27 protein-coding genes are annotated in these 25,605 nt (G+C 66.3%); 16 read left to right on the top strand and 11 right to left on the bottom strand.

From position 1 onward, the window contains the following. The first annotated feature begins 148 nt into the window (after positions 1 to 148). The 3 genes from glcE to ACOOHP_RS12395 all read left to right on the top strand — a co-directional run bounded on the left by glcE (position 149) and on the right by ACOOHP_RS12395 (position 3,240). Complete coding sequence (gene glcE, locus ACOOHP_RS12405) at positions 149 to 1,348, top strand: glycolate oxidase subunit GlcE (protein ID WP_420466735.1); 1,200 nt, start codon at positions 149 to 151, stop codon at positions 1,346 to 1,348. Beyond that, positions 1,348 to 2,667 carry a glycolate oxidase subunit GlcF gene (gene glcF / locus ACOOHP_RS12400; RefSeq protein ID WP_420466734.1) on the top strand — a complete coding sequence of 440 codons (1,320 nt, stop codon included), beginning with the start codon at positions 1,348 to 1,350 and terminating at the stop codon, positions 2,665 to 2,667. The genes glcE and glcF overlap by 1 nt, the downstream gene beginning before the upstream one ends. A gap of 102 nt (positions 2,668 to 2,769) precedes the next feature. Further along, a complete protein-coding gene (locus tag ACOOHP_RS12395; RefSeq protein WP_420466733.1) occupies positions 2,770 to 3,240 on the top strand; it encodes a 2,4'-dihydroxyacetophenone dioxygenase family protein in 471 nt (156 codons plus the stop codon). A gap of 49 nt (positions 3,241 to 3,289) precedes the next feature. Here ACOOHP_RS12395 and ACOOHP_RS12390 read toward each other — a convergent pair whose 3' ends face one another. Further along, entirely contained in the window at positions 3,290 to 3,619 is a 330-nt protein-coding gene (locus tag ACOOHP_RS12390; RefSeq protein WP_420466732.1) for a YnfA family protein, read from the bottom strand. Positions 3,620 to 3,781: 162 nt separating this feature from the next. On the opposite strand from ACOOHP_RS12390, the gene ACOOHP_RS12385 reads away from it, so the two are divergent. Together ACOOHP_RS12385 and ACOOHP_RS12380 are read left to right on the top strand one after the other, a co-directional pair. Beyond that, a complete protein-coding gene (locus ACOOHP_RS12385; RefSeq protein ID WP_420466731.1) occupies positions 3,782 to 3,952 on the top strand; it encodes a hypothetical protein in 171 nt (56 codons plus the stop codon). 31 nt (positions 3,953 to 3,983) lie between these two features. Then, positions 3,984 to 5,180, top strand: a complete 1,197-nt coding sequence (locus tag ACOOHP_RS12380; RefSeq protein ID WP_420466730.1) for a patatin-like phospholipase family protein — start codon at positions 3,984 to 3,986, stop codon at positions 5,178 to 5,180. Between the two features lie 30 nt (positions 5,181 to 5,210). Here the strand turns inward: ACOOHP_RS12380 and ACOOHP_RS12375 are convergent, their stop codons facing one another. The 5 genes from ACOOHP_RS12375 to ACOOHP_RS12355 form a co-directional block, all read right to left on the bottom strand. Continuing rightward, positions 5,211 to 6,383, bottom strand: a complete 1,173-nt coding sequence (locus ACOOHP_RS12375; protein ID WP_420466729.1) for a hypothetical protein — start codon at positions 6,381 to 6,383, stop codon at positions 5,211 to 5,213. A 178-nt stretch (positions 6,384 to 6,561) separates the two neighbouring features. Then, positions 6,562 to 7,110 (bottom strand): outer membrane beta-barrel protein, encoded by a 549-nt coding sequence (locus ACOOHP_RS12370; RefSeq protein WP_420466728.1) that lies wholly within the window; start codon positions 7,108 to 7,110, stop codon positions 6,562 to 6,564. A gap of 148 nt (positions 7,111 to 7,258) precedes the next feature. Further along, positions 7,259 to 8,188 carry a metal-dependent hydrolase gene (locus ACOOHP_RS12365; protein ID WP_420466981.1) on the bottom strand — a complete coding sequence of 310 codons (930 nt, stop codon included), beginning with the start codon at positions 8,186 to 8,188 and terminating at the stop codon, positions 7,259 to 7,261. Positions 8,189 to 8,210: 22 nt separating this feature from the next. After that, complete coding sequence (locus tag ACOOHP_RS12360; protein WP_420466727.1) at positions 8,211 to 9,956, bottom strand: SDR family oxidoreductase; 1,746 nt, start codon at positions 9,954 to 9,956, stop codon at positions 8,211 to 8,213. 167 nt (positions 9,957 to 10,123) lie between these two features. Continuing rightward, positions 10,124 to 11,005: a M24 family metallopeptidase gene (locus tag ACOOHP_RS12355; protein WP_420466726.1), complete on the bottom strand. Its 882-nt coding sequence runs from the start codon at positions 11,003 to 11,005 to the stop codon at positions 10,124 to 10,126. Between the two features lie 204 nt (positions 11,006 to 11,209). Between ACOOHP_RS12355 and ACOOHP_RS12350 the strand changes: the two genes are divergently transcribed. Next, positions 11,210 to 12,511, top strand: coding sequence for an NADH:flavin oxidoreductase/NADH oxidase family protein (locus ACOOHP_RS12350; protein WP_420466725.1), 1,302 nt, complete (start codon positions 11,210 to 11,212; stop codon positions 12,509 to 12,511). A gap of 87 nt (positions 12,512 to 12,598) precedes the next feature. Continuing rightward, positions 12,599 to 13,105, top strand: a complete 507-nt coding sequence (locus ACOOHP_RS12345) for a hypothetical protein (protein ID WP_420466724.1) — start codon at positions 12,599 to 12,601, stop codon at positions 13,103 to 13,105. Positions 13,106 to 13,132: 27 nt separating this feature from the next. On the opposite strand, the gene ACOOHP_RS12340 is transcribed toward ACOOHP_RS12345, so the two are convergent. Beyond that, on the bottom strand, positions 13,133 to 15,460 hold the full coding sequence (locus ACOOHP_RS12340; RefSeq protein WP_420466723.1) for a Tex family protein: 2,328 nt from the start codon (positions 15,458 to 15,460) through the stop codon (positions 13,133 to 13,135). 185 nt (positions 15,461 to 15,645) lie between these two features. Between ACOOHP_RS12340 and ACOOHP_RS12335 the strand changes: the two genes are divergently transcribed. Both ACOOHP_RS12335 and ACOOHP_RS12330 read left to right on the top strand, forming a co-directional pair. Further along, entirely contained in the window at positions 15,646 to 16,809 is a 1,164-nt protein-coding gene (locus tag ACOOHP_RS12335; RefSeq protein ID WP_420466722.1) for a CocE/NonD family hydrolase, read from the top strand. Then, positions 16,724 to 17,191 carry a hypothetical protein gene (locus ACOOHP_RS12330; protein WP_420466721.1) on the top strand — a complete coding sequence of 156 codons (468 nt, stop codon included), beginning with the start codon at positions 16,724 to 16,726 and terminating at the stop codon, positions 17,189 to 17,191. Before ACOOHP_RS12335 ends, ACOOHP_RS12330 begins: the two co-directional genes overlap by 86 nt. A gap of 39 nt (positions 17,192 to 17,230) precedes the next feature. Here ACOOHP_RS12330 and ACOOHP_RS12325 read toward each other — a convergent pair whose 3' ends face one another. Then, the gene (locus ACOOHP_RS12325; protein ID WP_420466720.1) at positions 17,231 to 18,745 is read right to left on the bottom strand and encodes a SulP family inorganic anion transporter; all 1,515 of its coding nucleotides are present in this window, start codon (positions 18,743 to 18,745) and stop codon (positions 17,231 to 17,233) included. Between the two features lie 281 nt (positions 18,746 to 19,026). On the opposite strand from ACOOHP_RS12325, the gene ACOOHP_RS12320 reads away from it, so the two are divergent. Next, complete coding sequence (locus ACOOHP_RS12320; RefSeq protein ID WP_420466719.1) at positions 19,027 to 19,431, top strand: TraR/DksA family transcriptional regulator; 405 nt, start codon at positions 19,027 to 19,029, stop codon at positions 19,429 to 19,431. 78 nt (positions 19,432 to 19,509) lie between these two features. On the opposite strand, the gene ACOOHP_RS12315 is transcribed toward ACOOHP_RS12320, so the two are convergent. The 3 genes from ACOOHP_RS12315 to ACOOHP_RS12305 are packed head-to-tail and all read right to left on the bottom strand — an operon-like array spanning position 19,510 to position 20,634. Then, positions 19,510 to 19,773, bottom strand: coding sequence for a BolA family protein (locus ACOOHP_RS12315; RefSeq protein ID WP_420466718.1), 264 nt, complete (start codon positions 19,771 to 19,773; stop codon positions 19,510 to 19,512). Further along, positions 19,770 to 20,069 carry a YciI family protein gene (locus ACOOHP_RS12310; protein ID WP_420466717.1) on the bottom strand — a complete coding sequence of 100 codons (300 nt, stop codon included), beginning with the start codon at positions 20,067 to 20,069 and terminating at the stop codon, positions 19,770 to 19,772. Before ACOOHP_RS12310 ends, ACOOHP_RS12315 begins: the two co-directional genes overlap by 4 nt. 4 nt (positions 20,070 to 20,073) lie before the next feature. Further along, on the bottom strand, positions 20,074 to 20,634 hold the full coding sequence (locus ACOOHP_RS12305) for an inner membrane-spanning protein YciB (protein WP_420466716.1): 561 nt from the start codon (positions 20,632 to 20,634) through the stop codon (positions 20,074 to 20,076). A 131-nt stretch (positions 20,635 to 20,765) separates the two neighbouring features. Between ACOOHP_RS12305 and ACOOHP_RS12300 the strand changes: the two genes are divergently transcribed. From ACOOHP_RS12300 to scpB, 6 genes are all read left to right on the top strand, one after another. Continuing rightward, positions 20,766 to 21,395 carry an L-threonylcarbamoyladenylate synthase gene (locus tag ACOOHP_RS12300; protein WP_420466715.1) on the top strand — a complete coding sequence of 210 codons (630 nt, stop codon included), beginning with the start codon at positions 20,766 to 20,768 and terminating at the stop codon, positions 21,393 to 21,395. A gap of 84 nt (positions 21,396 to 21,479) precedes the next feature. Further along, positions 21,480 to 22,145, top strand: coding sequence for a site-2 protease family protein (locus ACOOHP_RS12295; RefSeq protein WP_420466714.1), 666 nt, complete (start codon positions 21,480 to 21,482; stop codon positions 22,143 to 22,145). 3 nt (positions 22,146 to 22,148) lie between these two features. Then, on the top strand, positions 22,149 to 23,162 hold the full coding sequence (gene trpS, locus ACOOHP_RS12290; RefSeq protein WP_420466713.1) for a tryptophan--tRNA ligase: 1,014 nt from the start codon (positions 22,149 to 22,151) through the stop codon (positions 23,160 to 23,162). Further along, on the top strand, positions 23,159 to 23,617 hold the full coding sequence (locus tag ACOOHP_RS12285; protein WP_420466712.1) for a GNAT family N-acetyltransferase: 459 nt from the start codon (positions 23,159 to 23,161) through the stop codon (positions 23,615 to 23,617). Before trpS ends, ACOOHP_RS12285 begins: the two co-directional genes overlap by 4 nt. Then, entirely contained in the window at positions 23,614 to 24,537 is a 924-nt protein-coding gene (locus ACOOHP_RS12280; RefSeq protein ID WP_420466711.1) for a segregation and condensation protein A, read from the top strand. The genes ACOOHP_RS12285 and ACOOHP_RS12280 overlap by 4 nt, the downstream gene beginning before the upstream one ends. Then, positions 24,534 to 25,268 carry an SMC-Scp complex subunit ScpB gene (gene scpB / locus ACOOHP_RS12275; protein WP_420466710.1) on the top strand — a complete coding sequence of 245 codons (735 nt, stop codon included), beginning with the start codon at positions 24,534 to 24,536 and terminating at the stop codon, positions 25,266 to 25,268. The genes ACOOHP_RS12280 and scpB overlap by 4 nt, the downstream gene beginning before the upstream one ends. The last annotated feature ends 337 nt before the right edge of the window (positions 25,269 to 25,605 follow it).

Genomic DNA, 25,605 nt, shown 5'->3' with positions numbered 1-25,605 from the left:
ACCGGCGGGCAGGGGTTGTTCGCTTTTCTCTCTTTTCCTTCGCGCCTTTGCGCACCTCTGCGCCTTTGCGTGATTCTTGAGTCTCGCTTTAAAGCCACGTCAAAAGAATCACGCAAAGGCGCAAAGGAAAGCAGAGACGCAGACAAGCATGATGAATCCTTCACCCAGCATGACGATCAGCGACCCGCAGGACCTGCAAGCCGCGTTTGCCGACGCGCTCGCCGAGGGCCGGCGCCTGCGCATCCGCGGCGGCGACTCCAAGCTGTCGATGCTGGGCGACATCGACGTCCACGGCGTGCTGGACCTGTCCGCGCTGCGCGGGGTGGTCGCGTACGAGCCGGGCGAACTCGTGCTCACCGTCAAGGCCGGCACACCGCTGATCGAGGTGCAGATGCTGCTGGCGGACCGCGATCAGATGCTGGCATTCGAGCCGCAGGACTATGCCGGCGTGCTGGGCGCGGCGCCGGGCATGAGCACGATCGGTGGCGTGATCGCCAGCGGCTGGGCCGGACCGCGTCGGGTGGTGGCGGGCAATGTTCGCGACCACGTGCTCGGCTTTGAAGCTGTGTCCGCGCGCGGTGAGTTTTTTCGCGCTGGCGGACGCGTGATCAAGAACGTCACCGGCTATGACCTGCCCAAGCTGCTGACCGGCTCCTGGGGCACCTTGGCGGCGCTGACCGATATCTGTCTGCGGGTGCTGCCGCGCCCGGCCTGCGAGGCCACGCTCAGCGTCGAGTCGCTGGACGATGCGGCCGCGCTGGGGGTGCTGCGTCGGGCGCTGGCCGCGCCGCTGGAAGTCTCGGCGGCGGCCTGCCTGCCGCGCGACCGGCGCGCCCTGATCCGGCTGGAAGGATTTCCGCAGTCGGTGGCCGAACGATTGCGCCAGTTGCAGGCCCTGCTGTCGGGCGCGGGCGACACGCGCGTGATCGAGGACGAGGCGTCCAGCGCGATCTGGCGGCGGGTCGGCGAAGTCTGGGATTTCCACGGCGATGAGCGAACGCTGTGGCGGCTGTCGCTACCCTCGGAGGCAGCCGCGCAGGTGGTCGCCGAATTCAGCCGCAATCTGGCCGTGGAGGCGATCTACGACTGGGGCGGCAGCCTGGTCTGGCTCGCGGTGGATGACGCGCCCAACCACGCCGAGCAGGTGCGCCGCGTGGCGCAGGGCGTCGGCGGCCATGCCTGGTTGTTTCGCGCAGCGGCCGGCCTGCGCGCGGAAGTGGCCACCGCGCATCCGTTGACGGCGCCACTGCAAGGTCTGTCGGCCCGAATCAAGGCGGGTTTCGATCCCAAGGCCACCCTGCCCAGCGCGCCGCTGTGGCCGCAATTTCGCGCCAACGGAGCGCCCTGATGCAGACCCGTTTCAGTACCGAGGCCCTGCAGGACCCCGGCACCGCCAGCGCGGAGCGCGCCATCCGCAGCTGCGTGCACTGCGGTTTCTGTAACGCCACCTGTCCCACCTACGGACTGCTGGGCGACGAGTTGGACGGCCCGCGCGGCCGCATCATGCTGATGAAGGACATGCTGGAACACCAGCGTGTGCCCTCGGCCGCGACCGTCACCCACATTGATCGCTGCCTGTCCTGCCTGAGCTGCACCAGCACCTGTCCGTCCGGCGTCGACTACATGCATCTGGTGGATCACGCCCGCGCCTACATCCACCAGCGTTACCGACGGCCGTGGTGGGACCGCTTGCTGCGCGCCACCCTGGCGCGCCTGCTGCCGTATCCGCGGCGCTTTGCGGCAGCGCTGTGGCTGGGGCGCACGTTCGCGCCGCTGCGCGGACTGCTGCCGCCGGGCAGATTCTTCGATTCCCTGCGCTCGATGCTGGTCCTGGCGCAACTGCCGCGGACGGCGGTGGCGGGCTCGCCCGCAGCGCCCGCAAGCGGTGCGACACCCAAGGGGCGGGTGGCCTTTCTGACCGGATGCGCCGAGCCGGTGCTGGCGCCGCACATCCAGCAGGCGGCGACCCGCCTGCTGGCGCGGATGGGCTACGCGGTGGTGGACACGCCCGGGCAAGGCTGCTGCGGCGCGCTGGTGCATCACCTGGGGCACGAAGCGCACAGCCTGGCCTTCGCCAGGGCGAACGTTGCCGCGTGGTCGCGCGTGATCGAGAACGGCGGCCTGGATGCCATTCTGGTGACCGCCTCGGGCTGCGGGACCAGCCTGAAGGATTACGGCCATTTGTTGCGCCACGATCCCGAATGGGCCGCGCCGGCGGCCAAGGTGTCGGCTCTGGCGCGGGACATCTCGGAGTTTGTGACGACCGCCGGGCTGCCGCCGGTGATGGAGCGGCCCGGACTTGCCGTGGCCTATCACGCGGCCTGCTCGTTGCAGCACGGCCAACGCATCCGCGATCAGCCCAAGGCACTGTTGCGCGCCGCCGGTTTCGAGGTGCGCGAGCCGGCACAAGCCCATCTGTGCTGCGGGTCGGCCGGCGTGTACAACATCCTGCAGCCGGATCTGGCGTCGCGGCTGCGCGAAAACAAGCTGCAGACCCTGCATGCGCTGACGCCCGCTGCGGTGGTCACCGGCAACATCGGCTGTCTGACCCAGTTGAGATTGGGTGCGCGGGTTCCGGTGCTGCACACCGTGGAGCTGCTGGACTGGGCCACCGGCGGCCCGCGGCCGGCGTCGCTCCAGCGCGAGGCCGGGGAGGAAGCATCCTGACTTGTGTTCGGGGCCAGCGCTCGGTTTACTCGGTGTCGCCAGGTGTCGTCACCGCAGGCCGGCCTGCCCGGACCTGTTCAAGCCAAGATAGGAGGAGCACACATGAAAGATCAGATCGCCGAAGAGTACGTGCAGGTGGACGCCGAGCCCTGGGCGCCGTTCCCGGAAGCGCTGTCGGCGGGTGGTATCCGCTGGAAGCTGCTGCACGTGTCGCCCGAGATGGGCTCGTGGACCGCGTATTTCGATTGCCCCAAGGGCTCGTCCTTCAACGCCCACATTCACCAGGGGCCGGGCGAATACCTGCTGACCAAGGGTCGCATGGACGTGCGCGGCGGCAAGGATGCCGGTGGCGACACCGCGGTCGCGCCGGGCTACGGCTACGAATCCTCCGGTGCGCGTCACGACCAGACCGCGTTCCCGGTGGATAGCGAGTTCTACATGACCTTCCTTGGGCCGCTGGTGTTCATCACCCCCGACGGCCAGCCGGTCGCCGTGGTCGGCTGGAAGGAAGTGCAGGGTGCATGGCAGGCGTTTCTGGCCTCGCAACCGGCGCAGCAGAAGAAAGCCGCCTGATCTGCCCACCGGATGCCGGGTCTGTCGACCCGGCATCCGGTGCCGGAGATCAGTGACGCGGCGCCAGCGCGATGACAGCGGCGCCGGCCAGGCACAGCACCACGCCGATCAGATCGGCGCTCGCCGGTCGAATGCCGTCCACCGCCCATAGCCACAGCAGCGCCGCGCTGATGTACACGCCGCCGTAGGCGGCGTAGACGCGACCGCTGGCTTGCGGATGCAGGCTAAGCAACCACACGAATGCGATCAAGGCCAGCGCCGCCGGCAGCAACAGCCAGGCGCTGCGACCCTGCTTGAGCCACAGCCAGGGCAGATAACAGCCCAGGATCTCTGCCAGCGCGGTCAGGCCGAACAGGCCAAAGGTTCGAAGCGCGTCCATCGGCGTGGCGGTCTCGGTGCGGAGTGTCCGCGAGGGTGTGGGGAGGTCGACCACATTGTCGCCGAACCTGCGTGCGGTTGACCTGCGCCTGCAGCCTCTGCATCGTCCCGTCATCAAGCCGCTCCCAACAGAACGCGGCAGGCCGGCTGGCCAGGAGCCCCGATGACTGCCGTACCCTCCCCGCAGCGCAGCCTGCTCAAGCTGCAACGCATGGAAATGGCCCTGGTGCGTGCCTGGCTGGCACATCCGGATGCGCTGCCGGAGCGCGACTTCAAGCGGCTGCGCTACCTGCTGAGCTTCGCGCGCCGGTCAGCGCGACGAGATCGAGGTTGACGCCACCATCGTCGAGCCGTTCCGCGAACTGGTGTTGCGCGCGCTGTACCGACCCTTGCATCGCGAGGAGGCGTTGCGCGCGCGCCTCGTCCAGAGCGCCGCGGTGCTGGCGCCATTGAGCGCTGCGCTGGCCGATGTGCGCCCGCGTCTGCTGGCCCGGCATGCCAGCGATTTTTCTGCCGGCGAACTCGACGCCGAAGTCGGCCGCAAAGCCCTGGTGACCATCGCCGGTGGCGGCGGTGGCGCCGGATACGTCTACATCGGCGCGGCCGCCCGGCTGCGCGCCGAGGGCATGTCATCCGATTATCTGATCGGCGCCTCCATCGGGGCTCTGATCGGTGCCTTTCTGGCGCGCTCGCGCAAGCTGGATATCGAAGCCCTGCTGGCCTGGGCCAAGGGCCTGAGCCTGCGCAGCATCTTCGCGCGGCCGCAGTTGGGTCCCACCCACACCCTGCCGGGCCTGATGCGCCTGCATCTCAAGGCCATGCATCGCGTGCTGGTACATCCGGACGGCAGCCCGCTGCGCCTGTCGGACCTGGAGATTCCGTATGAGGCGGTGATCGCGGGCGTGCGCAAGCGGGTCTACGATCACCTTCCGGCGACGGTGAAGAATTTCGTCTCGGTGGAACGCAGTTCCGCGACGTTCTCGCGTCTGCTGGCCGAACGCATGCTGATGCTCGGGACCTTCGTCAATCCCAACGTGGTGATGCCGCTGGTGTTGGGGCGCAATGCGGACACACGCGCCATGCGGGTGGTCGACGCGGTGGGGCTGTCGGCGGCCATTCCCGCGGTGCTGCAGTACGAACCGCCGACCCGCGACGCCCGCAGCGACGCCATCCTGGCTGCGCTGCGCCAGCAGCACGAGGTGGCGCTGTTCGTCGACGGCGGGGTTGCGGCCAACGTGCCTGCACGCATCGCATGGGAGGGCGTGCAGTCCGGTCGTATCGGTACGCGCAACGCGTTCTACCTGGCGTTGGAATGCTTTCACCCGCAGTTCGAGGCCAAGCATCTGTGGCTGTATCCGGTGACCCAGATCGTGCAGCTGCAGTTGCGCCAGCAGCGACCCTATTTCGACTGGCTGATGCGTTTCGAGCCGACGCTGTCGCCGGTCAATCTGCTGCCGCCGGCCGCCGATTTCGACCGCGCGTTCCAATGGGGATGGTCGCAGGCCGACGCCATGATGCCGTTTCTCAAGAAAGCACTGGAGCCGGTCGAGTGGCAGGAATGAACGCGTGCGCCAGAGACATCGGCGCCCTCGTCAACGCTCCCTCCCGAACGGCAGTTCCAGTCCCGCCGCAAAAAGGAAAGAGCCCTCGCGCTGGTCGAGCACGTCTTCTCGCGGCCACGAGTAGCCGCTGACCAGTTCCAGGAACAGTTTCTGCTGCGCCAGCGGATGGCGGTAGACCAGGCGCGCACCGTACTCGCGCAGAGGAACGCGGTCCGCCGTGGCACCTCGGGCGAAGGTTTCTGCGGCCAGGCCGCGACCCTCGCCTACGCTCTGGTAAAGGATCACCGCGCTGCGCCAATCGAAGCCTTCGGTGTTCTCCGACAGCGTGCCGATGTTGCTCCAGCGCAGCAGTCGGGTGGCGGTGATGACGTAGCTGTAATCGATGCCGGGCGTGATGCCGAACCCATCGCGCGAGTTGTAGAACGGGGTGGCGCGCAGATGCAGCAGGTTGCGTTCGTCGGCATAGGCGTTGTAACGGATGCGGTTCTGCACGAACACACGCGGTTCGCGCAGGTCGCGCGCACCGACCCGGAAATCGGAGCGGAAATTGCGGTTGCCGGGCAGCGAGTACCCCAGGCCCGCCATCCACTTGTCGTCGTCGTCGACGCTCGGGAACTGCGACCGCAGCGCGAAACCTTCGCTGCGGTCGCGCACGAATTCGTCGTCGTCGTCGCGGCCGATGAACGCGGACGCACGATTCTCCAGGTTGGGCAGATCGACCCGCACGTCCAGGCGGACCCGTTCCTTGAACCCGTAGTACTCGGAATAGGTTGCGGACGTTTCCAGTCGCCCGTGTGCGCGACGGGCGGCCTCGATATTGCGCTCGCCGAACAGGCCGTCGAACCACAGCGAGGCGCCGCACAGGGTCTCGTGGAGCATCCGCGCGGTCTCGCTGATCAGCTCTTCGTTGTTGCCGTCGGGGTCCTTGCAGGGCTGTTCCCGTTTCAGGCCGATGTCGGCAGCGCCGATCTTCGGCGACGGCACCGCGGGCACGGGTTTGGACGGATCGGCCGATGTGCTTGCGGCGTCCTGCGGGGCGTCGAACTCGGTGCCTTCGATCACCAAGGGTTCATGCGCGCCCAGCGCGCGCCACTGCAGGGTGGACTCGACCTCGTCGGATGCCAGGGTTGGAGGTGCGCAGCACAGGCCCGACGCGAAGCCGAGGCACAGCAGCAGCGGAGCGAACCCGACCGGAGGCGGCAAGCACGGTTGCGGCGGGGGCGCCGACGGGTTCATGAAGTTTGGGCGACCTCCGAGCCTGGTTCGGCGCTCAGCCTAACCAACTTGGTCGGAACTTGGGTGTCGTCCCCGCCAGAGAGCAGAGCGCATCGCAGCGCCGACGGGCGGTGTTCGCCCGTCGGCGCTGCGGATCGATGATCGATCAGAAATGAAACAGCAGGTTGGCGGAGGCCATGTCGATGTCGGTGTCGTTGAGTTCGAAGCGTTCGTACTCGATCCGCAGAGCCAGATTCCGGTTCAGCGCAAATCGCGCGCCAACGCCGTAGAAGGGGTCGGTGCCGTCGTCGTCGGCGCGCACATTGGCGAAGCGGCCCTCGGCGTCCCAGAACAGGGCGCCGCCCTTGGCGTAGGCGGCGAAGTTCTGCGTCAGCGGCAGTTCGAACACTGCGCCGGCGGTCCAGCCATCGGCTTCCACGCGGCTGGGACCGTCTTCGGCGGTGCCGAAGTCGATGTACTGACCCTCCAGAGACAGGTGCTGGCCGAGTTTGAGGCCGGCGATACCCTTGTAGCTCACGCGGTCGTCTTCGAATTCGTCGCCGTTGCCGGTGAAGTCCTCGCCCTCGATGCGGTTGTAGCCGACACCGCCACCGAGATACAGGCCGGGATCGGCGGATTGCGCTGCCACGACGTGCGGCAACAACGCGCCACTACCGATGGCGACGGCGGCAAAGACAGCTTGCGAAGCTTTCATGGGGACTCTCTCCTGAGGGTGGTTGCAGTTTTGAAAGGTGCCGATATCGGCAACCGATCTGGGCACTTACCTTGCCGATCAGGAATGAATCGATTCTGAATCTATTTTTCTTTGTTTTCAGTTAGATGATGAACCCGCGCTGAGCGCTTCAGGAAGGCCTTGCGGCGCGCGCAGCGGCAGGCGACCGATTGAGATAAGCCAGGGCTTCTTCGGTGGAGCCTTCCTTGACCGGGTTGTACCAGGGGCTGAAGAAGGACAATTCCTGTTTCACCAGCCACAACGGCGAGGGCAGCTGTCCGTGTCTGGACTGGCGGTGCCACTCGAGCCAGATCCAGGGTCTGAACACGCTGGGCTTCTTGTGCGCGAAGCGTTCGTCCTGCTTCATCAGATGCGCGGCGCCGTGCACCCATAAACCGTAGATCGCCGGCATGGCGATGGACGCAAGGTAATAGCGCGACGGATAGCGTCCACCCAGGTGCCGGTAGACATCGAAGGCCACGCAGCGATGCTCGACTTCCTCCGCGCCGTGCCAACGCAGCAGATCCAGCAACACCGGATCGGCGCCCTTCCATTGATCCTGCTTGAGCACGTAGTTACCCAGCACGCAGGTCATGTGCTCGATGGCAGCGACGATGCCGAGTCGAAACACCAGCCACTGCTTCTGCGCGAACTTCGGTAGTTTCACGCCGAAAGGTTCGTCGGCCAGCAGTACCTCGAATAGCTTGTCTTCCTGCGCGGTGTTGGACTCGGTCTCGATGCCGTGCGCGTGCAGGTACTCGACGATCGCCGCGCCGTGCGCGCGCGCGTGCATCGCCTCCTGGCGGATGAACATCTGCACGTCATCGCGCAGCTTCGGATCGGTGATATAGGGCAGGGCCTTGTTGTAGAGCTTGCAGAACCAGAACTCGCCCGCCGGCAACAGCAGATTTATTTCGTTGATGAAGTGGCTGGCGAAGGGCTGACCTGGAATCCACTCCAGCGGCGTGTCCGCCCAGTCGAACTGCACCTTGCGTGGAATCAGCGGCTGCGGCGTGTTCGAAGCTTTCGAGAACTTGGGAAGCTCGGGGGTGGCCGGCATGTTCATGGGGTTGGCTCCTGACCTATTTCGAAACGTCCACCCGCGCCAGTCGGTGCGACAGCGCGGGAAAAAACCGCGAAAGCAACCGGGTCGCATGTGCCTCGCTGCCGACCAGCACTTCGGACTTGCCGGTCGCCACGGCGTCGAGGATCGCCGCCGCCACCGCCGCGGGCTTGAGATTGCGTCGCGCATAAAGCTTCTTGGCGCGTGCGCGTTGCCGTGCCTGCTCATCGATGCTGACCCCAACGAATTGAGAAGCCTCGGTGATGCCGGTATCGATCAGACCGGGGCACACCGAGGTGACGCGAATACGCTGGTCCGCCAGTTCCGCGCGCAGGCAATCGGTGAGCATGAGCACCGCCGCCTTGGTGGTGGCGTACGCCGGCAGCGCCCGTGTGGGGGTGAAGGCTGCGGCCGACGCAACGTTGACGATATGTCCGGCTTTGCCGGCCGCGATCATCTGCTGGGCAAACAGCTTGGAGCCCAGGATGACGCTCCACAGATTCACCCGCAGCAGGCGCTCCCAATCGTCGACACCGGTATCCAGCATCTTTCCGGACAGTCCGATGCCCGCGTTGTTGACCACCACGTCGGGCGCGCCCAGTTCCTCCTCCACCCACTTTGCAAACGCCTCCATCTGTTCGGTGGAGCCCACGTCGACCTGACGCACGAAGGCCTCGGCCTCGAGCAGGCGTGCCAGTTCTGCGCTGCGTTCGGCGGCTTCGAGATTGATGTCGGCGGCGACCACCGCGGCGCCCTGTTCGGCAAACGCGAGCAGGGTTTCCCGACCAATACCGCCACCGGCGCCGGTGACGACCACCAGTTTTCCGGTCATCGGTTTGCGCGCGCCATAGAGGCGTGCGCGCCGAAGCGTAGCCGGCTCGTTACCAGACACCACGAAGTCGATGAATTCGCCGGCCATGGCGGCGATCGGTTCAGGATGGCTGATCTGCACCCAGTGGCCGGCGTCGATATCGCGACGCCACAGCCGCGGCACCCAGCGCGGCAGATCGTCCCAGATCTCCTGGACCATGAAGCGGTCGCGCTTGGGCACGATCAGTTGCACGGGAATATCGGTCCGGCGCTCTTGCGGTCGCAGCAGGCGTTTGACGAAATTGGCCCGATACAGATTGATGCCGCTGGTGCCGTCCTTGGTCTGCGTGTCGGTGGCCTCGGCGTCGATCCCCTCGACCTTCTTGAGGACTCTGGGCCACAGCTTGTCCAGGCCGGCTTTCCACATCGCCTCGCCCAGCGCCGGCAGCTGGAAGGCGCCGATGTACCAGGAATGCGAAAGCTGTCGGGCAACCTGCGCCATGTCCTGCGGCGAGCCGCTGCGCAGGCGATTCATGATCCAGTAGCTGGCGTGATCGATGCTTGGCCCGGAGATGCTGGTGTAGCTGGCGATGCGACCGGTCATGCGTTCGGTGGTCACCGCCTCCCAGGACTGGATCGATCCCCAGTCGTGGCACAGCAGATGCACCGGTGCGTCCGGGCTGGTGGCGTCGACGACCGCAGCGAGATCTTCGACCAGGTGTTCCAGTGCATACGCCTGGGTGTGGTCCGGCACGGTGGAACGGCCGGCACCGCGCACGTCATAGGCCACCACGTGGTAGCGCTGCGCCAGGAGCGTGGCGGTCTTTTCCCACACGCTGGCGGCGTCGGGATAGCCGTGCACCAGCACCACGGTGGGCGTGCCGGCAGCCGCAACGCCCCAAGTGTAGACGGCGAGTTCGATATCGCCGGACTGGACGCTGCGGGAGGGGATCATGGCAACTCCGGATCGGCTTGGAGGGGTGACCGGAACGGGCCGATCATGACATCGCGCGATGGTATCGTCGAGCGACGTTGGTGCCATGTCGCTGCCGGCGTTAGCAGGCGGCGCGGCGGCCGTGGAAGGCGTCTCGCGACGGCCCCGCGACGGGCTCTGAACCCGGCTCATGCGGCCTGGCGCTGCGCTGCCGGCCACAGTCCGCGCGCCTGCCAGCGACGCACCTGCGGCACCTCGTCATCGAGCCAGAACGCATCGTCCTCGGTGATCACCAGCAGCTCTTCCCACTTGGCGCCGACGTCGCGAAAACCGAGGTGCGGCTCCACCGCCCACAGGCCGGGCGTGGGCGGGTGATCCGAGCCCTTGCTGCTGTTCCACAGCGGCGACCAGCCCTCGCGTGCGCCGCGTACGCGGTCCTTGATCAGTTCGCTGATGTTGCGCACGCCAAAGCGGGCCAGCGACAGGTGCTTGGGACGGCCGTCGTTTTCGAGTTTTTCCACACGGTGCGCTAGCACCTCGAAGGGATAGGCCTTGTGCCGCGGCTCGTAGCCGTGCCGTTCGCACAGACGGTCGACCGCCTGGCTGACCTGCGCCAGCGTCTTGCGCTGACGCACCAGATCCAGGATCAGCACGCGGTACTCCAGTAGATCGTCCATCAGTTTGTCCAGGGTCGGGTTGTGCCCGACCACGCCGCAATAGCCGATGTCGGCGGTGTAGCCGCCGCGCGTGGGCGCGCAGTCCAGGATGTAGGGCATGTCGGCTTCGAGCTTCTTGTTGCTCGGGTAGAACGCCGGGTTGAATCCGCCCAGATGCTTGAAGCCGATGAATCCGCGAAACGCGGTGCGGTCGCCGAACCAGGCGAAGGGCTGATGAAAGCAGTCGTCGGCGCCCTCGGACAGCAGGAAGTCGCGCATGTAGGTGGCAACTTCGCGCTCGGTCATGCCGGGTTCGATTTCCTCGGCGATGGTTTCCGCGCAGCGGTAGGCCAGTCGCTGCACCTGGCGGAAGCCTTCGATATCGACGGCGCTCAAGACTGGGCTGGGGGGCATGGCCGGACTCCGGATGTTGACAGTGATCAATGTTAACGTTGACCCATGGTAGCGCCGGTCGAGCACAGCGATACGGCAGCATCGTCAATCGGTCGCGGCGCTGCGGTCGCTGGTTCCGGGGCGAACCCCCGGGGAGCGATCCTAATTGTGAACCCGGCGGTGGCCGCCCAGCATTGCGGGTTTGACCATCTGGAGTACCCAAGCATGCAAAACCTGCTCGCGCAACCGCTCAAGCTGCCCTGCGGCGTGGTGTTGTCCAACCGCATCGCCAAGGCCGCGATGACCGAGGGTCTGGCCGACGAATACCATTGCGCCACCGACCGTCACGAGCGCCTGTATCGCGGCTGGTCGCAGGGCGGGGCCGGTCTGCTCCTCACCGGCAACGTGCAGGTTGATCGCAGCCATCTCGAACGGCCGGGCAACCTGGTCATCGACAACAACGGCGGCCTTGAGGCGCTCAAGGCCTATGCCAGAGCCGGCACCGAAGCCGGAAATCACTTGTGGATGCAGATCAATCACCCGGGCCGCCAGACGCCCGGCGAACTCAACGGCGCGCCGCTGGCGCCGTCGGCGATCCCGCTGCGGATGGCCGGCGACAAGTTCGCGCCGCCACGCGCGATGACCGAAGCGCAGATCCTGGACGTGATCCGACGTTGGGCGCACGTGGCCCGCACCGCGCGCGAAGCGGGTTTCACCGGCGTGCAGATCCATGCCGCTCACGGCTATCTGCTGTCGCAGTTCCTCAGCCCGCTGTCGAATCAGCGCACCGACGCCTGGGGCGGCTCGCTGGAAAACCGTGCGCGCGCCTTGCTCGAGGTGTATCGCGCCATTCGCAAGGCCACCGGGCCGGACTTTCCGATCAGCGTCAAGATGAATTCAGCCGATTTCCAGAAAGGCGGGTTCGACAGCGACGAATGTCTGCACGTGGTGCGCTGGCTGCACGAGGCCGGCGTCGATCTGCTTGAGATTTCGGGCGGCAACTACGAGCAATTGCAGATGCTGGGCAGCGGTGAGGGCGAGGGCACCGACGGCAGCGTGGTACGCGAAAGCACGCGCAAGCGCGAGGCCTACTTTCTCGAATTTGCGCAGAAGATCCGTCCGGTGTGCGACATCCCGCTGATGATCACCGGCGGGTTTCGCTCGCGGGCGGCAATGACGGCAGCGCTTGAAAGCGGCGGCCTGGACGTAGTGGGTCTGGGCCGGCCGCTGTGCGTGGACCAGGACCTGCCGCGCAAGCTGCTGGACGGCAGCGTGGAGATGAGTCCCGCCCACGAGCGCAACCTGAAGCTCGACCCGGCGGTGGTGCCTGATGTATCGGACCAGGCCACCCGGGATCTGATCGAGGCCTTTGGTGGCCTCGGTTGGTACTGCTTGCAGCTCATCTACCTTGGCCACGGCAAGTCGGTCGACACGCAGATGAGCGTGTACGAGGCCTTTGTCAGATACCAGGAGAATGAGGCCACTACCCTGGCGCAACTGCGAGACTGGAAGCCTGTCGCCGCCTGAGTTCGCCGCGCGTTCGCCGCGCGTCTCCGCGGGGGACGCGGCGGTGGTAATGTTGCGCCGCCCCATTCTGGACGCACTGCCACGCTTATGGACCCTCTGCAGACACCGCCCCGCGATGTTCCCGCACGTCGCCGGCCCGCCAAGCGCGGCGAAGACAAGAGCGGCCTTTGGGCCGTGGTGGGAATTGCGGCGGTCCTGGTGCTGGGAATCGGCTACGCGCACCGCGCCGATATCGGATTGGGGCCCGCCGACGGCGTTGAAGTGCTCGATGGTGGCGACGTATTGCAAGGGAACTATCCGGCTGCGGAAGGCGGTGCAGGGCCCGCTCGCGCTGCAGGCTTGGGCGCGCGCAAGGAGGTCGGTGAACCGACCTTGAAGATGGCCGAACCGGTGCAGCAGGATCGTTATGCCGCGCCGGTGACCCACGTCACCGAAACCGACGCATGCCGGGCGCTCAAGAACTCGCGCAGCGAACTGAAAACCGCACTGGGCAAGTCTGTTGGCGCCGAGCGTAAGGCCGAACTGCAGGATGAACTGGACTACGTGATCTCGCGCGGTACGGAGCGCGGCTGCTGGACCGGCGGGGCGGGCTGAGCGGGTCTCCTTCCGGCAACCCGACGTTCAGGGTTTGCGCAAGGCATCCGCCAGCGCGGCGCCCAGGGAACCCTGAGGAACAGATGCCGCGGGGGTTTTGGCCGGCCGCGTGCTGCGCCGATCCGGCGCACGGCGATCTTCTCCACGCGAACCGCTGACGGCGGGTGCACTGCCGTCGTCCTTCTTCATGCTCAGCGCGATGCGCTGGCGCTTGAGGTCCACGTCCACCACGCGCACCTTGACGATCTGCCCGGCCTTGACCACTTCGCGCGGGTCCTTGACGAAGCGGTCGGCCAGTTGCGAGACGTGAACCAGACCGTCCTGATGCACGCCGATATCGACGAAGGCGCCGAACGCCGCGACATTGGTGACCGTGCCTTCCAGCACCATGCCGGGCTTGAGATCGGCCACCGCGTTGATGCCGTCCGCAAACGTGGCGGTGCGGAATTCCGGGCGTGGATCGCGACCGGGCTTTTCCAGCTCGGCGAGGATGTCGCGCACCGTGGGCAGACCGAAGCGTTCGTCGGCGAACTGGCGCGGATCGAGTTGCTTGAACGCACTGCGGTCGCCCATCACCGCACGCAGGTCGCGGCCGCAGGCCTGCACGATCCTGCGCGCCACCTCGTAGGCCTCGGGATGCACGCCAGACGCGTCCAGCGGCTCGTTGCCGTCGCGGATGCGCAGAAAGCCGGCGCATTGTTCGAAGGTCTTGGGCCCCAGGCGCGGTATCTCCAGTAGGGCCTTGCGCGTCGGGAACGCGCCCGCACGGTCGCGGTGCAGCACGATCGCTTCAGCCAACGAACCGCCCAGTCCGGACACCCGTGCCAACAGTGGCGCCGACGCGGTGTTGAGGTCCACGCCGACGGCGTTCACCGCGTCTTCCACCACCGTGTCCAGCGCTCTGGCCAGGCGATGCTGATCGACATCGTGCTGGTACTGGCCGACGCCGATGGACTTCGGATCGATCTTGACCAGTTCTGCGAGCGGGTCCTGCAGGCGGCGGGCGATGGACACCGCGCCGCGCAATGACACATCCAGATTCGGAAATTCCCTGGCCGCCGTTTCCGACGCCGAGTAAACCGAGGCGCCGGCTTCGCTGACCACGACCTTGCGCGGGCGCGGCTCGCCCAGCGCGGGCAGCAGTTCTTCCACCAGCTTTTCGGTCTCGCGGCTGGCGGTGCCGTTGCCGATGGCGATCAGCTCGATGCCGTGCTGGCGGATGATGCGCGCCAGCTCGGCCTGTGCGCCGCGCATGTCGTTGCGGGGCTGAAACGGATAGACCGTGGCCGTTTCAAGCACTTTGCCAGTGCCGTCGATGGCCGCCACCTTGACGCCGGTGCGGATGCCGGGGTCCAGGCCCAAGGTGGGTCTGGAGCCAGCGGGTGCGGCGAGCAGCAGGTCTTTCAGGTTGGTGGCGAACACCTGGATGGCCTCGGCCTCGGCGCGCTGGCGCAGTTCCATCATCAGGTCCACCGACAGATTCATCGACAGCTTCACCCGCCAGGTCCAGCGCACCACCTCCATCAGCCAGGCGTCGGCGGCACCGCCGTCGGCACGGATGGCCTGACTGGCCGCGATCATGCGTTCCACCGGCTTGACCGGTGAGGGATCGTCGGCGTCGATTTCGATCTCCAGGGTCAGGATCTCCTCGGCGCGACCGCGCATCATCGCCAGTGCGCGATGTCCGGCCACCCCGGCCCAGGGTTCGGCGTGATCGAAGTAGTCGGAGAACTTGGCACCGGCTTCGGTCTTGCCATCGAACACGCGCGAGCGCAGCACGCTGCGGTCGCGCAGGTACTGGCGCAGGGTGCCGAGCAGCGCAGCGTCCTCGGCAAAGCGCTCGGTGAGGATGTCGCGCGCGCCCTCCAGCGCCGCCTTGGCATCGGCCACCTCGCCCTGCACGAAGGCTTGCGCGGCTTGCACCGGAGTCTGCGTGCGATCCCGCAGCAGCAGGTCGGCCAGCGGCTCCAGCCCGCGTTCGCGCGCCATCTCGGCGCGGGTGCGCCGCTTGGGCTTGTAGGGCAGGTACAGGTCTTCGATCTCGACCTTGGTGGTAGCCGCCTGCAGACGGGTCTCCAGCTCCTCGCTGAGCTTGTCCTGGCTGCGGATGGATTCGATCACCGCGGCGCGGCGATCTTCCATCTCGCGCAGATAGCCCAGGCGCTCTTCCAGCAGCCGCAACTGGGTGTCGTCCAGTCCACCCGTGACTTCCTTGCGATAGCGCGCGATGAAGGGAACGGTGGCGCCCTCGTCAAGCAGGCTCACCGCGGCGTCCACCTGGCGCGTCTGCGCGCCTATCTCGACTGCAAGTGTCTGGTGGATGCGTCTTGCGCTGCTGTCGGCGGGCTGGGTCATGCGGCTAGGGGCGGCCAAAAAGGGCCGCGGACGATAGCGGCCGCAGCGCCAGAATCCAAGCTCGCGCAGTCGCGCGCGGTGGCGACAGGACCCTGGGTTCGGCGAGCCAAGTCGCGGCCGCAAGGTCGCTGCTAGGCTGCCGCACGCAACGAACTCCAAGGAAGGCGCGCCGTGAGTCCCCTGACGTGAGTCCCCTGAACCGCCGAGGTCTGCCGGTCGTGTTGCTGGCTGCACTGCTGACCGCCTGTCCTTCCAGCGATCCGGTGTCGGACCCCGCCAATCCGGACGCGATCAGTGCAGCGGCCACCAGCAAGGCCATCATCTTCGACGGCACCATTCCGGCACCGGACGGGCGGGTCATCGGCATCACCGTTTACCAGCCGGCACTGGCGGCTGACGAGGCCGCACCTCTGGTCCTTCACGGTCACGGCTTCGGCCTGGCGCGTGCGCGCAATTTCGAAGGTGGCAATCCGCTCGGTAATTTCCTCAGCGCCGACGTCACCGGCGACGCGGCCACCGCGGCGTGGAACGCCGGCTACTACGTGATCAGCTTCGATCAGCGCGGGTTTGGCCAGTCCAGCGGCCCGGTGACGGTGATGGACCCCGACGTGGACGGGCGCAACATCTCGGCCATCATCGACTGGGCCGAGACCACCCTGCCGCATCTCGCGCGCAGCGGCGGTGATCCGCTGGTGGGCGCGGTGGGTCTGAGCTACGGCGGCGGCTTTCAGCTCATCGGCAGCAGCGTGGATGCGCGCTTCGATGCCATCGTTCCCACCGCCACCTGGAACGATCTGCGCTACAGCCTGGCGCCGGCCGGTGTGCCCAAGACCATCTGGCTCGACATCCTTTTTGTGGGCGCTGCACCGGCCGCGTTCCAGTTCGTGCCGTTCGTTTATACGGCCTACCTGCAGGCGACCCTGGGCACCGTCAGCGCAGAAACCCTGGCGCAGTTCGAGCGGCGCAGCCTCGCATCATTCTGCGCCGGCAACCGCGCAGACGGCCGCGGTGCGCCGGCGGTGGACGCGTTCTTCGTGCAGGGCAGCAACGACGTGCTGTTCAACTTCAACGAGGCGGCCGACAACCTCGCCTGCCTGCGCGCCAATGCCTTACGGTGGTCAGACCGTCGGGCTGCCGCCTACCGCGGTGATTCCCGGCGGCGCCGGGCAAGTCGTGAACCTGCTGAGCGGCCTGCCGCTGCAAACCCTGCTGAGCACCCTGGCCGGTCTGGGCCCCGAGGCGGTGAACCTGGTGCTGGGCGTCGTGCAGAACCCGCCGGGCAGCGATCTGGGCTACACCGAGGATTTCATCGCGCTGCTGCCGGACATCGTCAACCTGCTGCCCTATGAGCTGTTGCAGCAACTCGCGGCCGCGCCGGTCTACGTGCCGCTGCAAACCATCGGCACCGCGCAAGCCCTGGCGGGCATCCCGCAGGCCAGCCTGCAGTTCTCCGGCGGCGCCGGTCAGCCGCCGCTGTTCGTGGGTCTGGGTCTACGCCGCGGCGGCAACGGCGATGCGGTCACGATCAACGACCAGGTGACGCCGGTGCGCGCCGCCGGCAACGTGGAGCTGGACCTGGTGGGAGTGCGGGAAGTGCTGCAACCCGGCGACGAAGTCGGCCTGCTGCTGTTCGGGTTTCATCCGTACTTCCTCAACAACGCGCTGTTGTCGCTGGCGCCCGTTCCGGTGACGGTAACCGGCTCGGTGAGCCTGCCGCTGCAGGTGCGCTGAGGTGCAGCGCCGTTCGCGGTCGCGCGCTAAAGCCCTGCATCACGCCAGCTTGTCGTCGGCCACCCGGTAGGTTGGGTCTTCGCGGTAGTTCACCTCGATCATCGACTTCGCACGGTCGAGGAGTTCCAGGCAGTCCGTACTGAGGTGACGCAGCTTGAGCTGCTTGCCGGCACGCTGATAGCGCTCAGCAAGGGTATTCACGGCGTCGATGGCGGAGTGATCCATCAGCTTGGCGGCGCGAAAATCGATCTCCACTTCCGCCGGATCATCCTTGGGCGCGAACTGCTGCTGGAAGTCGGCGGTGGAGGCAAAGAACAGCGTCCCGTGTACCTCGTAGACCTTGCGGCGCACGGACAGCACCGAGGATGTGATGCGCACGTGCTTGGCGTGCTCCCAGGCGAAGACCAGGGCTGAGACGATCACGCCGACGATCACCGCCACCGCAAGATCGGCGAGCACGGTGACGCCGGCCACCAGCAGCCCGACCCCGACATCGGCGCGCGGGACCTTGCCGAACAGGCGAAAGCTGCTCCACTCGAAGGTCTTTTCCGCCACCACGAACATCACGCCGATCAGCGCCGCCAGTGGAATCTGTTCGATCAGCGCCGAACCGAACAGGATGAACGAGAGCAGGAACAGCGCGGTGGCGATGCCCGACAGGCGATGCAGCGCACCGCTGTTCACGTTGATCATGCTCTGGCCGATCATGGCGCAACCACCCATGCCGCCGAAGAAGCCCGTCACCACGTTGGCGGCGCCCTGTGCCGCGCACTCCTTGTTGGGGCGGCCGCGGGTATCGGTCATTTCGTCGATCAGGTTCAAGGTCAGCAAGGACTCGATCAGGCCGATGGCGGCGAGGATCAACGAGTACGGCAACACGATCATCAGCGTGTCGAAGTTGAACGGCACCGCCGGGATATGGAAATCCGGCAGTCCGCCCTTGATCGAACCCAGGTCGCCCACGGTCCTGGTGTCGATATCCAGACCGATCACCAGCAGCGACACCGCGATGATCGCGACCAATGTCGCCGGCACCGCCTTGGTCAATTTGGGCAGCAGGTAGATCACCAGCATGGTCAGCGCGATCAGGCCCGCCATCACGTATAGCGGCAGGCCCTGCATCCATTGCGCGATGCCGTCGGCATCGGTCGTCTTGAAATGGCTGAACTGCGCCAGGAAGATCACGATGGCCAGGCCGTTGACGAAGCCCAGCATGACCGGATGCGGCACCATGCGGATGAACTTGCCGAGACGCGCGGCGGCGAACACCAACTGCAGCAGGCCCATCAACACCACGGTGGCGAACAGGTACTCCACGCCGTGCTCGACCACCAGTGCCACCATCACCACCGCGAGCGCCCCGGTTGCACCCGAAATCATGCCGGGGCGCCCGCCGAACGCTGAGGTGATCAGCGCAACGATGAAAGCGGCGTAAAGCCCGGTGAGAGGGGAGACCTGAGCAACGAGGGCAAAGGCGATGGCTTCGGGGACCATGGCCAAGGCCACGGTCAGACCGCTGAGCAAGTTGGTTTTGATGACGTGCGGGGACAGCATGAACTGAGAACTCCGAACAGCCACCGGATCGCAGCGCGGCCGGATGCAGGCCGCGCGGGCGGATCGGGTGTGAGAAAGGGGCGCGGGCGACGCGGTAGCGCAACTAGGGCAACGCAAGGCAGGGGAGGCCCCGCCGCGGGGACGCCTTATGGTGGCGTCGAGCCCAGGCAAGAGAAGTGATGGTGCATTGCAACATTGTGGACGATGAGGGTGGCAGCGTCGAGTCATTTCGTCGCCGACGCATGACGCGAGTGAATAGCAGGCAGGGGAGACACTGATCGATGACCGGACTTTCAGCCGAGCAAATTCGTGCGCTGCATGAGCAACTGCTGGTGGCAGAACGGGAGTTGCAGAACAGCATCGACCAGCGCAAATCAGCCGCCACGGTGGTGGAACTCGATCAGGCCGCAGTCGGGCGGCTGTCGCGCATGGATGCGCTACAGCAACAAGCCATGGCAAAGGCGGCAGAACAGCGGGCGATCAGCAGGCTGAGCCGGGTGCGTGGCGCCCTGCAGCGATTAGAGAATGACACTTACGGTCGATGCGAAGATTGCGACGAGATGCTCGATATACGTCGCTTGCAGACTGATCCTTGCGCAGCGGTCTGCCTGGAATGCCAACACGACCGCGATGCCGACGCGGCAGCCGATGAGCGCCGACGTCAAATGCAGGGCCCGCGTTCCTGAGCCGCAACCTGACGCCAAGGGCCCGGTCGCGACTCGTCGAATTCCGTGTACCGCGTCGTCGTACGTCGACCTGGTCGCTCAGCGCAAGCGCGCGTCGATGGCCAGCGCGTGGATGTCGGTCTGCATCAGCTCGCCGAGTGCGGCGTAGATCGCGCGATGGCGCGCCACCGGCGTCTGGCCGTCAAAGGCTTGCGAGCTGATGCGCAGACGGTAGTGGCCGCGGCCGCTGGCCGCACCTGCATGCCCGGCATGCAGATGCGATTCGTCCTGCAGGTCCAGCTCGGCGTCGGGGAATTGCTGTAGCAGCGCATCGCGGATGCGCGCCATCCGCGCGTCATTCATGACAGCGTGAGTCGCAGAAACGGGCGGATATCGACCGAGGCGTAGACACCGGCTTCAGTGTAGGGATCGGCGGCGACCCAGGCCTTGGCGGCGTCCAGGCTTTCGAACTCGGCCACGATCAGGCTGCCGGCGATGCCGCCTTCAAGCGAGGGGGCGTCGATGACCGGCAACGGCCCGACCATCGCGATACGCCCCTCGCGATGCAGGGCTTGCAGGCGTTCCAGATGCGCGGGCCGGGCGTCCGCACGGCGCGGACCGGAGCCGGGTGCGTCGATACCGTAGATGACGTAGAGCATGGGGTTAACCGGGCTTGGAAGATGACGAAGGCGCTTCTTCCTGCGGCAGGTAACGCCACAGGAAGGGCAGGTGCGCCATCATGAATACGAACATCATCACGCTCACGCCCACGGTTTTGAACACGCCCCAGGTTTGATCGTTGAAGTGATGCATCACGTAGAGATTGAGCAGCGCCACGCCGGCAAAGAAGCAGACCCAGGCCAGGCTCACCCGCCGCCACACCGCGTCCGGCATCTGCAAGGTGGTTTGCGGAATGCGCTGCAGCAATACCTTGCTGCCGATGAAGTGCGAACCCAGGAACGCCAGCGCGATCACGCCGTTGACCACCGAAGTCTTGTACTTGACGAAGCTGGAGTCGTTGAGCAGCAGGGTGGTCCCGCCCAGCACCAGCACCGCGATGGCACCGAAGGTGTGCATCTTGTGCGGCTTGCCGGTGCGCCACCAATGCCAGCCGGCCAGCGCGATCATGGCCACGATGAGCACCGCGGTGGCAATGAAGATATCGCCGACAAACAGCGCGATCAGGAACGCGATGCCGGGCAGCAGGTCGATGATGGAGTTCATTGGGGCATTATAGGAGGCCGACTTGGTTGTTTACGTATCGGGCGTGCTGATGGATTTCGACGTTGGCAGCCCACCCGCCGAAATCTGCGCGCAGCGCATGGCTTGCCGCTGAATCTGGAAAACGATACCCCGTGGCCGACTGGTTCGAGATACACCCCGACAACCCGCAGAAGCGCACCCTGGCGCAGGTGGCGGTGCGGCTGCGCCAGGGCGCGGTGATCGCCTATCCCACCGATTCCTGCTACGCGCTCGGCTGCCAGCTCGACGACAAAGAAGCCGCCGAGCGCCTGCGCAAGATTCGCCAGTTCGACCGCCATCACCAGTTCACCCTGGTGTGTCGGGACCTGTCGGAAATCTCCACCTACGCCAAGGTCGACAACTGGCAGTTCCGCCTGCTCAAGCAGCACACGCCGGGGCCTTACACTTTCGTGCTCGACGCGACCAAGGAACTGCCGCGGCGGGTGGCGCACGAAAAGCGCAAGACCATCGGTATCCGGGTGCCGGAGCACGTGGTGGCGCAGGCGCTGCTGGAAACCCTGGGCGAACCGCTGATCAGCTGTACGCTGATCTTTCCGGGCGAAACCGACCCGGTGGCCGAGCCCGAGGAATGGCGTGCCGCGCTGGATGCTGCGGTGGACGTAGTGATCGACGGCGGCCACTGCGGCCTGGAACCCACCACGGTGGTCGATCTCACCGGCACCGCGCCGGAACTGGTGCGGGCCGGCAAGGGCGCGCTGGACCGGCTGGGCTTAGGCAACTGAACCGTGTCGTGGGCTGCGTAATCCGCGGCCGATGCCGGGGCGGTTGCAGCCCGAGCCGGTCCCGACCCCCCGTATAATCCCGGGATGCCTGAATTCCAGCTCCTGGCCCAGAAGATCGCCGTCTGGGCCGTCCCCGTTCTGCTTGCCATCACCGTGCACGAAGCTGCGCATGGCTACGCTGCGCGCAGCCTGGGCGATGACACCGCCGAGCGTGCCGGGCGCCTGAGCCTGAACCCGTTCCGGCATATCGATCCGGTCGGCACCCTGCTGGTGCCGGGCCTGCTGCTGTGGCTGGGCGGTTTCCTGTTCGGCTGGGCCAAGCCGGTGCCGGTCAACTTCGGGCGCCTGCGTTCGCCGTTGCGCGACATGGCGCTGGTGGCCGGTGCCGGGCCCGGTTCGAACCTGATCATGGCCATCGGTTGGGTGGCGTTGCTGTGGGTCTACCAGGCGCAAGGGTCTCCCACCGGCGGCTGGACCCTGATGCGCGATATGTGTGTGGCCGGCGTCACCATCAACGTGATCCTGATGGTGCTCAACCTGCTGCCGTTGCCGCCGCTCGACGGCGGGCGCATCGCCGTGGCGCTGCTGCCGCGCAGCCTGGCGGTGCCGTTGTCGCACCTGGAACGCTGGGGACTGTTGATCCTGATCGGTCTGTTGGCCACCGGGCTGCTCGGGAAAATTCTGTTCTGGCCGTTCGTGACGGTCGAGACCTTGCTCTATCGATCCTTCGGGATCCATTCGCTGGGATAACGCATGACCGCTACACGTCCCGTGGTGCTCTCCGGCATTCAGCCGTCCGGTCGTTTGACGCTGGGCAACTACTTGGGTGCGATCAAGAACTGGGTGCCGCTGTCGGCGACACACGATTGCTACTACATGCTGGTGGACCTGCATGCGATCACCGTGCGCCAGGAGCCGGCGGTGCTGCGTGATCGCTGCCTGGAATTCATTGCGCTGTACATCGCCTGCGGACTGGATCCGGCGCGCAACGTGCTGTTCGTGCAAAGCCATGTGGCGGCGCACGCGCGACTGGCCTGGGTTCTCAATTGCTATACGCAGATGGGCGAGCTCAACCGCATGACCCAGTTCAAGGACAAGAGCGCTAAAAACGTCGACAACATCAACGCCGGACTGTTCGATTATCCGGTGCTGATGGCCGCGGATATCCTGCTGTACGACGCCACTGGTGTGCCGGTGGGCGACGACCAGAAGCAGCACCTGGAACTGACGCGCGATGTCGCGATCCGATTCAACAATGCGCACGGCAGCAAGCAGGCACCGGTGTTCGTGGTGCCGGAGCCGATGATCCCGCCGGTGGGTGCGCGCATCATGGGATTGCAGGAACCGACCGCCAAGATGAGCAAATCCGGCTTCGCCGAGACCGACGCCATTTACCTGCTGGACCCGCCGGACAGCATCACTCGCAAGGTCAAGCGCGCAGTCACCGATCTGGGCACCGAGGTGCGCTTCGACCTCAAGGAAAAGCCCGGCGTCTCCAACCTGATGTCGATCCTGTCCGCCACCACCGGTGAATCCTTCGACAGCATCGTGGAGCGCTTCAACGGCCAGGGCTACGGCAAGCTCAAGGCCGCGGTGGCCGACGCTGTGGTGGAATGCCTGAAGCCAGTACAGGCCCACTACGCCGAACTGCGTGCCGACGAGGCCGGCTTGATCGCGGTGTTGCGCGACGGCGCGCGACGTGCCTCGACGGTGGCCGACGCCACCCTGCAGCGCGTGCACGCCGCGCTCGGATTCATTCCCGAATGAAGCTGCGCCTGATCGAGATCGGCGCCGATGGCGCGCCCGCGCGCTGTCCGGGCTACACGCCGCCCTCGGCACGCGACGCCATCGAAGGCACCGTCAATCTCTACGAGGCCGTCGGCTTCGAACCGCCCTGGGTCGGCTACCTGGCCGACTGGGACGGCGATGTGGTGGGCACCTGCGCGTTCAAGTCGCCGCCGCAGGATGGCGTGGTGGAAATTGCATTGCAGACCTTTGCCGGTTTCGAGGGTCGCGGTGTCGCCCAGGAGATGACGCGGCAACTGGTGCAGCGTGCACACGCGGCCGACCCCGGTCTCACCGTACTCGCGCAGACCCTGCCGCGGGAGAGCGCCTCCGGTGCCATCCTGCGCAAGCTCGGCTTTGCGCTGGACGGCGAAGTGACGCAGCCCGACGACGGCGCCGTGTGGCAATGGCGGCTCAGTCCGGACACCGCGGCATGACCGAGCTGGACGTCATCGAGGACGCAACGTCGGACCCGGCCGCGGCGAAGACCGCGCATCGCATCACGGTGATGGGACAGCCGCTTTCCAGCCTGCCGGAGGATCTCTACATCCCGCCGGATGCGCTGGAGGTGTTCCTGGAAACCTTCGAGGGGCCGCTGGATCTGCTGCTGTACCTGATCCGCCGGCAGAACCTCAACATTCTCGACATCCCGGTGCTGCGCATCACTCAGCAGTACATGCAGTACATCGGGCTGATGGCTGAGATGCGCCTGGAACTGGCCGCCGAATATCTGGTGATGGCGGCACTGCTGGCGGAGATCAAGTCGCGCATCCTGCTGCCGCGGGCGCCGGTGGAAGACGAAGATCCCGGCGATCCGCGCATGGAGCTGGTGCGACGGCTGCAGGAGTACGAACGCTTCAAGACGGCCGCCGAACATCTCGACGCGCTGCCGCGCATGGGCCGCGAACTGCATCAGGCCTCGGCGCGACCGGAAGTCATTCCGATGGATGCGCCGCTGCCGCAGCCCAGCTTGCGCGAACTGATGCTGGCTTTCCGCGAAGTGCTGATGCGTGCCGAGCTGTTTACGCGCCATCAGGTGACTCGCGAGCCCTTGTCCGTGCGCGAGCGCATGACCCACATCCTGGAACTGGTGCGCAACGGCCCGCGGCATTTCGCCGATCTGTGCGATCCCGGCGAGGGGCGGGCCGGGGTGGTCGTATGTCTGCTCGCGATCCTGGAGATGGTCAAGCTGTCGATGATCGACCTGGTGCAGGAAAATCCGTTTGCCGAACTGATGATCGATGCCGCGCGCCCGCGCCAGTACGTGGACGTCGATGCCGCCACCGATGCGGCCCCACCGCCTGCGAGCGACGACGACACCGCCGACACGCAGGACAACGACGCTTTCGAACGATGAACGACCTGCCTGAATCCACTGCCGACGACACGCCCGATCAGGCCGAGCTGCCGGTCTCCGAGGTCGCCGTCGACCCGGCCGCGCTGACGCGGCTGGAACACATCCTCGAAGCGCTGCTGCTGTCCTCGGATCAGCCGCTGTCGCTCGACCAGTTGCACCGCCTGCTCGGCGCCGATCTCGGCGTCACCCGCAAGGACCTGCGCAGCGCGCTCGACCTGCTCGGTCAGCGCATCGATTCCGGCGCCACCGAACTCAAGGAAGTCGGCAGCGGCTTTCGCATCCAGGTCCGGCGCGACTACGCCGAATGGGTCGGCCGCCTGTGGCAGGAAAAGCCGCCGCGTTACTCGCGTGCCCTGCTCGAAACCCTGGCCCTGGTCTGCTACCGCCAGCCGATCACCCGCGGCGAGATCGAGGACATCCGCGGCGTCGCCGTGTCCAGCAACATCCTGCGCACCCTGCTGGAGCGCGGCTGGATCCGCGAACTTGGCGTCAAGGAAGTGCCCGGTCGTCCCATGCTGTTTGGCACGACGCCGCAGTTTCTGGACGACTTCAACCTGCGCTCGCTCGACGAACTGCCGGCGCTGCCCGAGATCAAGGATCTGGACCGGCTCGACGCCGCCATGGCGCGGCTGGAGCAGGCCGCGGTGGCGGTAGGCGAGGGTGACCCCGACCCCGATCCTGATCGCGCAGATGCTGACGGGGACGGCGAACAGGAACGGCCCGCGGATTGATTGCGCCGCTAGCCGCTACGCAGGGACGCAAGCGAACCCAAGTCGTGGCACCGCCTAGCCCGCATTTCTCACAGGGGGATCGAGCGATGGCTGTGAGTCGAGGACGTGCAGGGCGCCGGGGTGGAGCGAACCCCATAGTGGTTCTATGGGCTGAGTGAACTCCAAGCTCTGCGCGCCGCAGACGGGCCAGCGCCGGCGTTTGGCTAGCAGGGAGTGACACTGAGTCACTCCCTGCCAAGGCCAAACGCGCCGGAGAAGCCTCCGACCGTCTGTTTCTGAAGCAAGCGTGAAGAACGCTGTGAGTATGGAAACTGGCAAGGGATTCTCCGGCGACCTG

The sequence above is a fragment of the Panacagrimonas sp. genome (assembly GCF_965216805.1).
In the GTDB taxonomy this organism is placed as follows: domain Bacteria; phylum Pseudomonadota; class Gammaproteobacteria; order Nevskiales; family Nevskiaceae; genus Panacagrimonas.
The sequence above is the reverse complement of the archived record's forward strand: the minus strand, read 5'-3'. Positions and strand labels throughout refer to the sequence as shown.

Excerpts from the sequence above, each read along its gene's own strand:
- glcE (WP_420466735.1), top strand. The coding sequence starts at position 149 with ATGATGAATCCTTCACCCAGCATGACGATCAGCGACCCGCAGGACCTG.
- glcF (WP_420466734.1), top strand. The coding sequence starts at position 1,348 with ATGCAGACCCGTTTCAGTACCGAGGCCCTGCAGGACCCCGGCACCGCC.
- ACOOHP_RS12395 (WP_420466733.1), top strand. The coding sequence starts at position 2,770 with ATGAAAGATCAGATCGCCGAAGAGTACGTGCAGGTGGACGCCGAGCCC.
- ACOOHP_RS12390 (WP_420466732.1), bottom strand. The coding sequence starts at position 3,619 with ATGGACGCGCTTCGAACCTTTGGCCTGTTCGGCCTGACCGCGCTGGCA.
- ACOOHP_RS12385 (WP_420466731.1), top strand. The coding sequence starts at position 3,782 with ATGACTGCCGTACCCTCCCCGCAGCGCAGCCTGCTCAAGCTGCAACGC.
- ACOOHP_RS12370 (WP_420466728.1), bottom strand. The coding sequence starts at position 7,110 with ATGAAAGCTTCGCAAGCTGTCTTTGCCGCCGTCGCCATCGGTAGTGGC.
- ACOOHP_RS12365 (WP_420466981.1), bottom strand. The coding sequence starts at position 8,188 with ATGCCGGCCACCCCCGAGCTTCCCAAGTTCTCGAAAGCTTCGAACACG.
- ACOOHP_RS12360 (WP_420466727.1), bottom strand. The coding sequence starts at position 9,956 with ATGATCCCCTCCCGCAGCGTCCAGTCCGGCGATATCGAACTCGCCGTC.
- ACOOHP_RS12355 (WP_420466726.1), bottom strand. The coding sequence starts at position 11,005 with ATGCCCCCCAGCCCAGTCTTGAGCGCCGTCGATATCGAAGGCTTCCGC.
- ACOOHP_RS12350 (WP_420466725.1), top strand. The coding sequence starts at position 11,210 with ATGCAAAACCTGCTCGCGCAACCGCTCAAGCTGCCCTGCGGCGTGGTG.
- ACOOHP_RS12345 (WP_420466724.1), top strand. The coding sequence starts at position 12,599 with ATGGACCCTCTGCAGACACCGCCCCGCGATGTTCCCGCACGTCGCCGG.
- ACOOHP_RS12340 (WP_420466723.1), bottom strand. The coding sequence starts at position 15,460 with ATGACCCAGCCCGCCGACAGCAGCGCAAGACGCATCCACCAGACACTT.
- ACOOHP_RS12325 (WP_420466720.1), bottom strand. The coding sequence starts at position 18,745 with ATGCTGTCCCCGCACGTCATCAAAACCAACTTGCTCAGCGGTCTGACC.
- ACOOHP_RS12320 (WP_420466719.1), top strand. The coding sequence starts at position 19,027 with ATGACCGGACTTTCAGCCGAGCAAATTCGTGCGCTGCATGAGCAACTG.
- ACOOHP_RS12315 (WP_420466718.1), bottom strand. The coding sequence starts at position 19,773 with ATGAATGACGCGCGGATGGCGCGCATCCGCGATGCGCTGCTACAGCAA.
- ACOOHP_RS12310 (WP_420466717.1), bottom strand. The coding sequence starts at position 20,069 with ATGCTCTACGTCATCTACGGTATCGACGCACCCGGCTCCGGTCCGCGC.
- ACOOHP_RS12305 (WP_420466716.1), bottom strand. The coding sequence starts at position 20,634 with ATGAACTCCATCATCGACCTGCTGCCCGGCATCGCGTTCCTGATCGCG.
- ACOOHP_RS12295 (WP_420466714.1), top strand. The coding sequence starts at position 21,480 with ATGCCTGAATTCCAGCTCCTGGCCCAGAAGATCGCCGTCTGGGCCGTC.
- trpS (WP_420466713.1), top strand. The coding sequence starts at position 22,149 with ATGACCGCTACACGTCCCGTGGTGCTCTCCGGCATTCAGCCGTCCGGT.
- ACOOHP_RS12285 (WP_420466712.1), top strand. The coding sequence starts at position 23,159 with ATGAAGCTGCGCCTGATCGAGATCGGCGCCGATGGCGCGCCCGCGCGC.
- ACOOHP_RS12280 (WP_420466711.1), top strand. The coding sequence starts at position 23,614 with ATGACCGAGCTGGACGTCATCGAGGACGCAACGTCGGACCCGGCCGCG.
- scpB (WP_420466710.1), top strand. The coding sequence starts at position 24,534 with ATGAACGACCTGCCTGAATCCACTGCCGACGACACGCCCGATCAGGCC.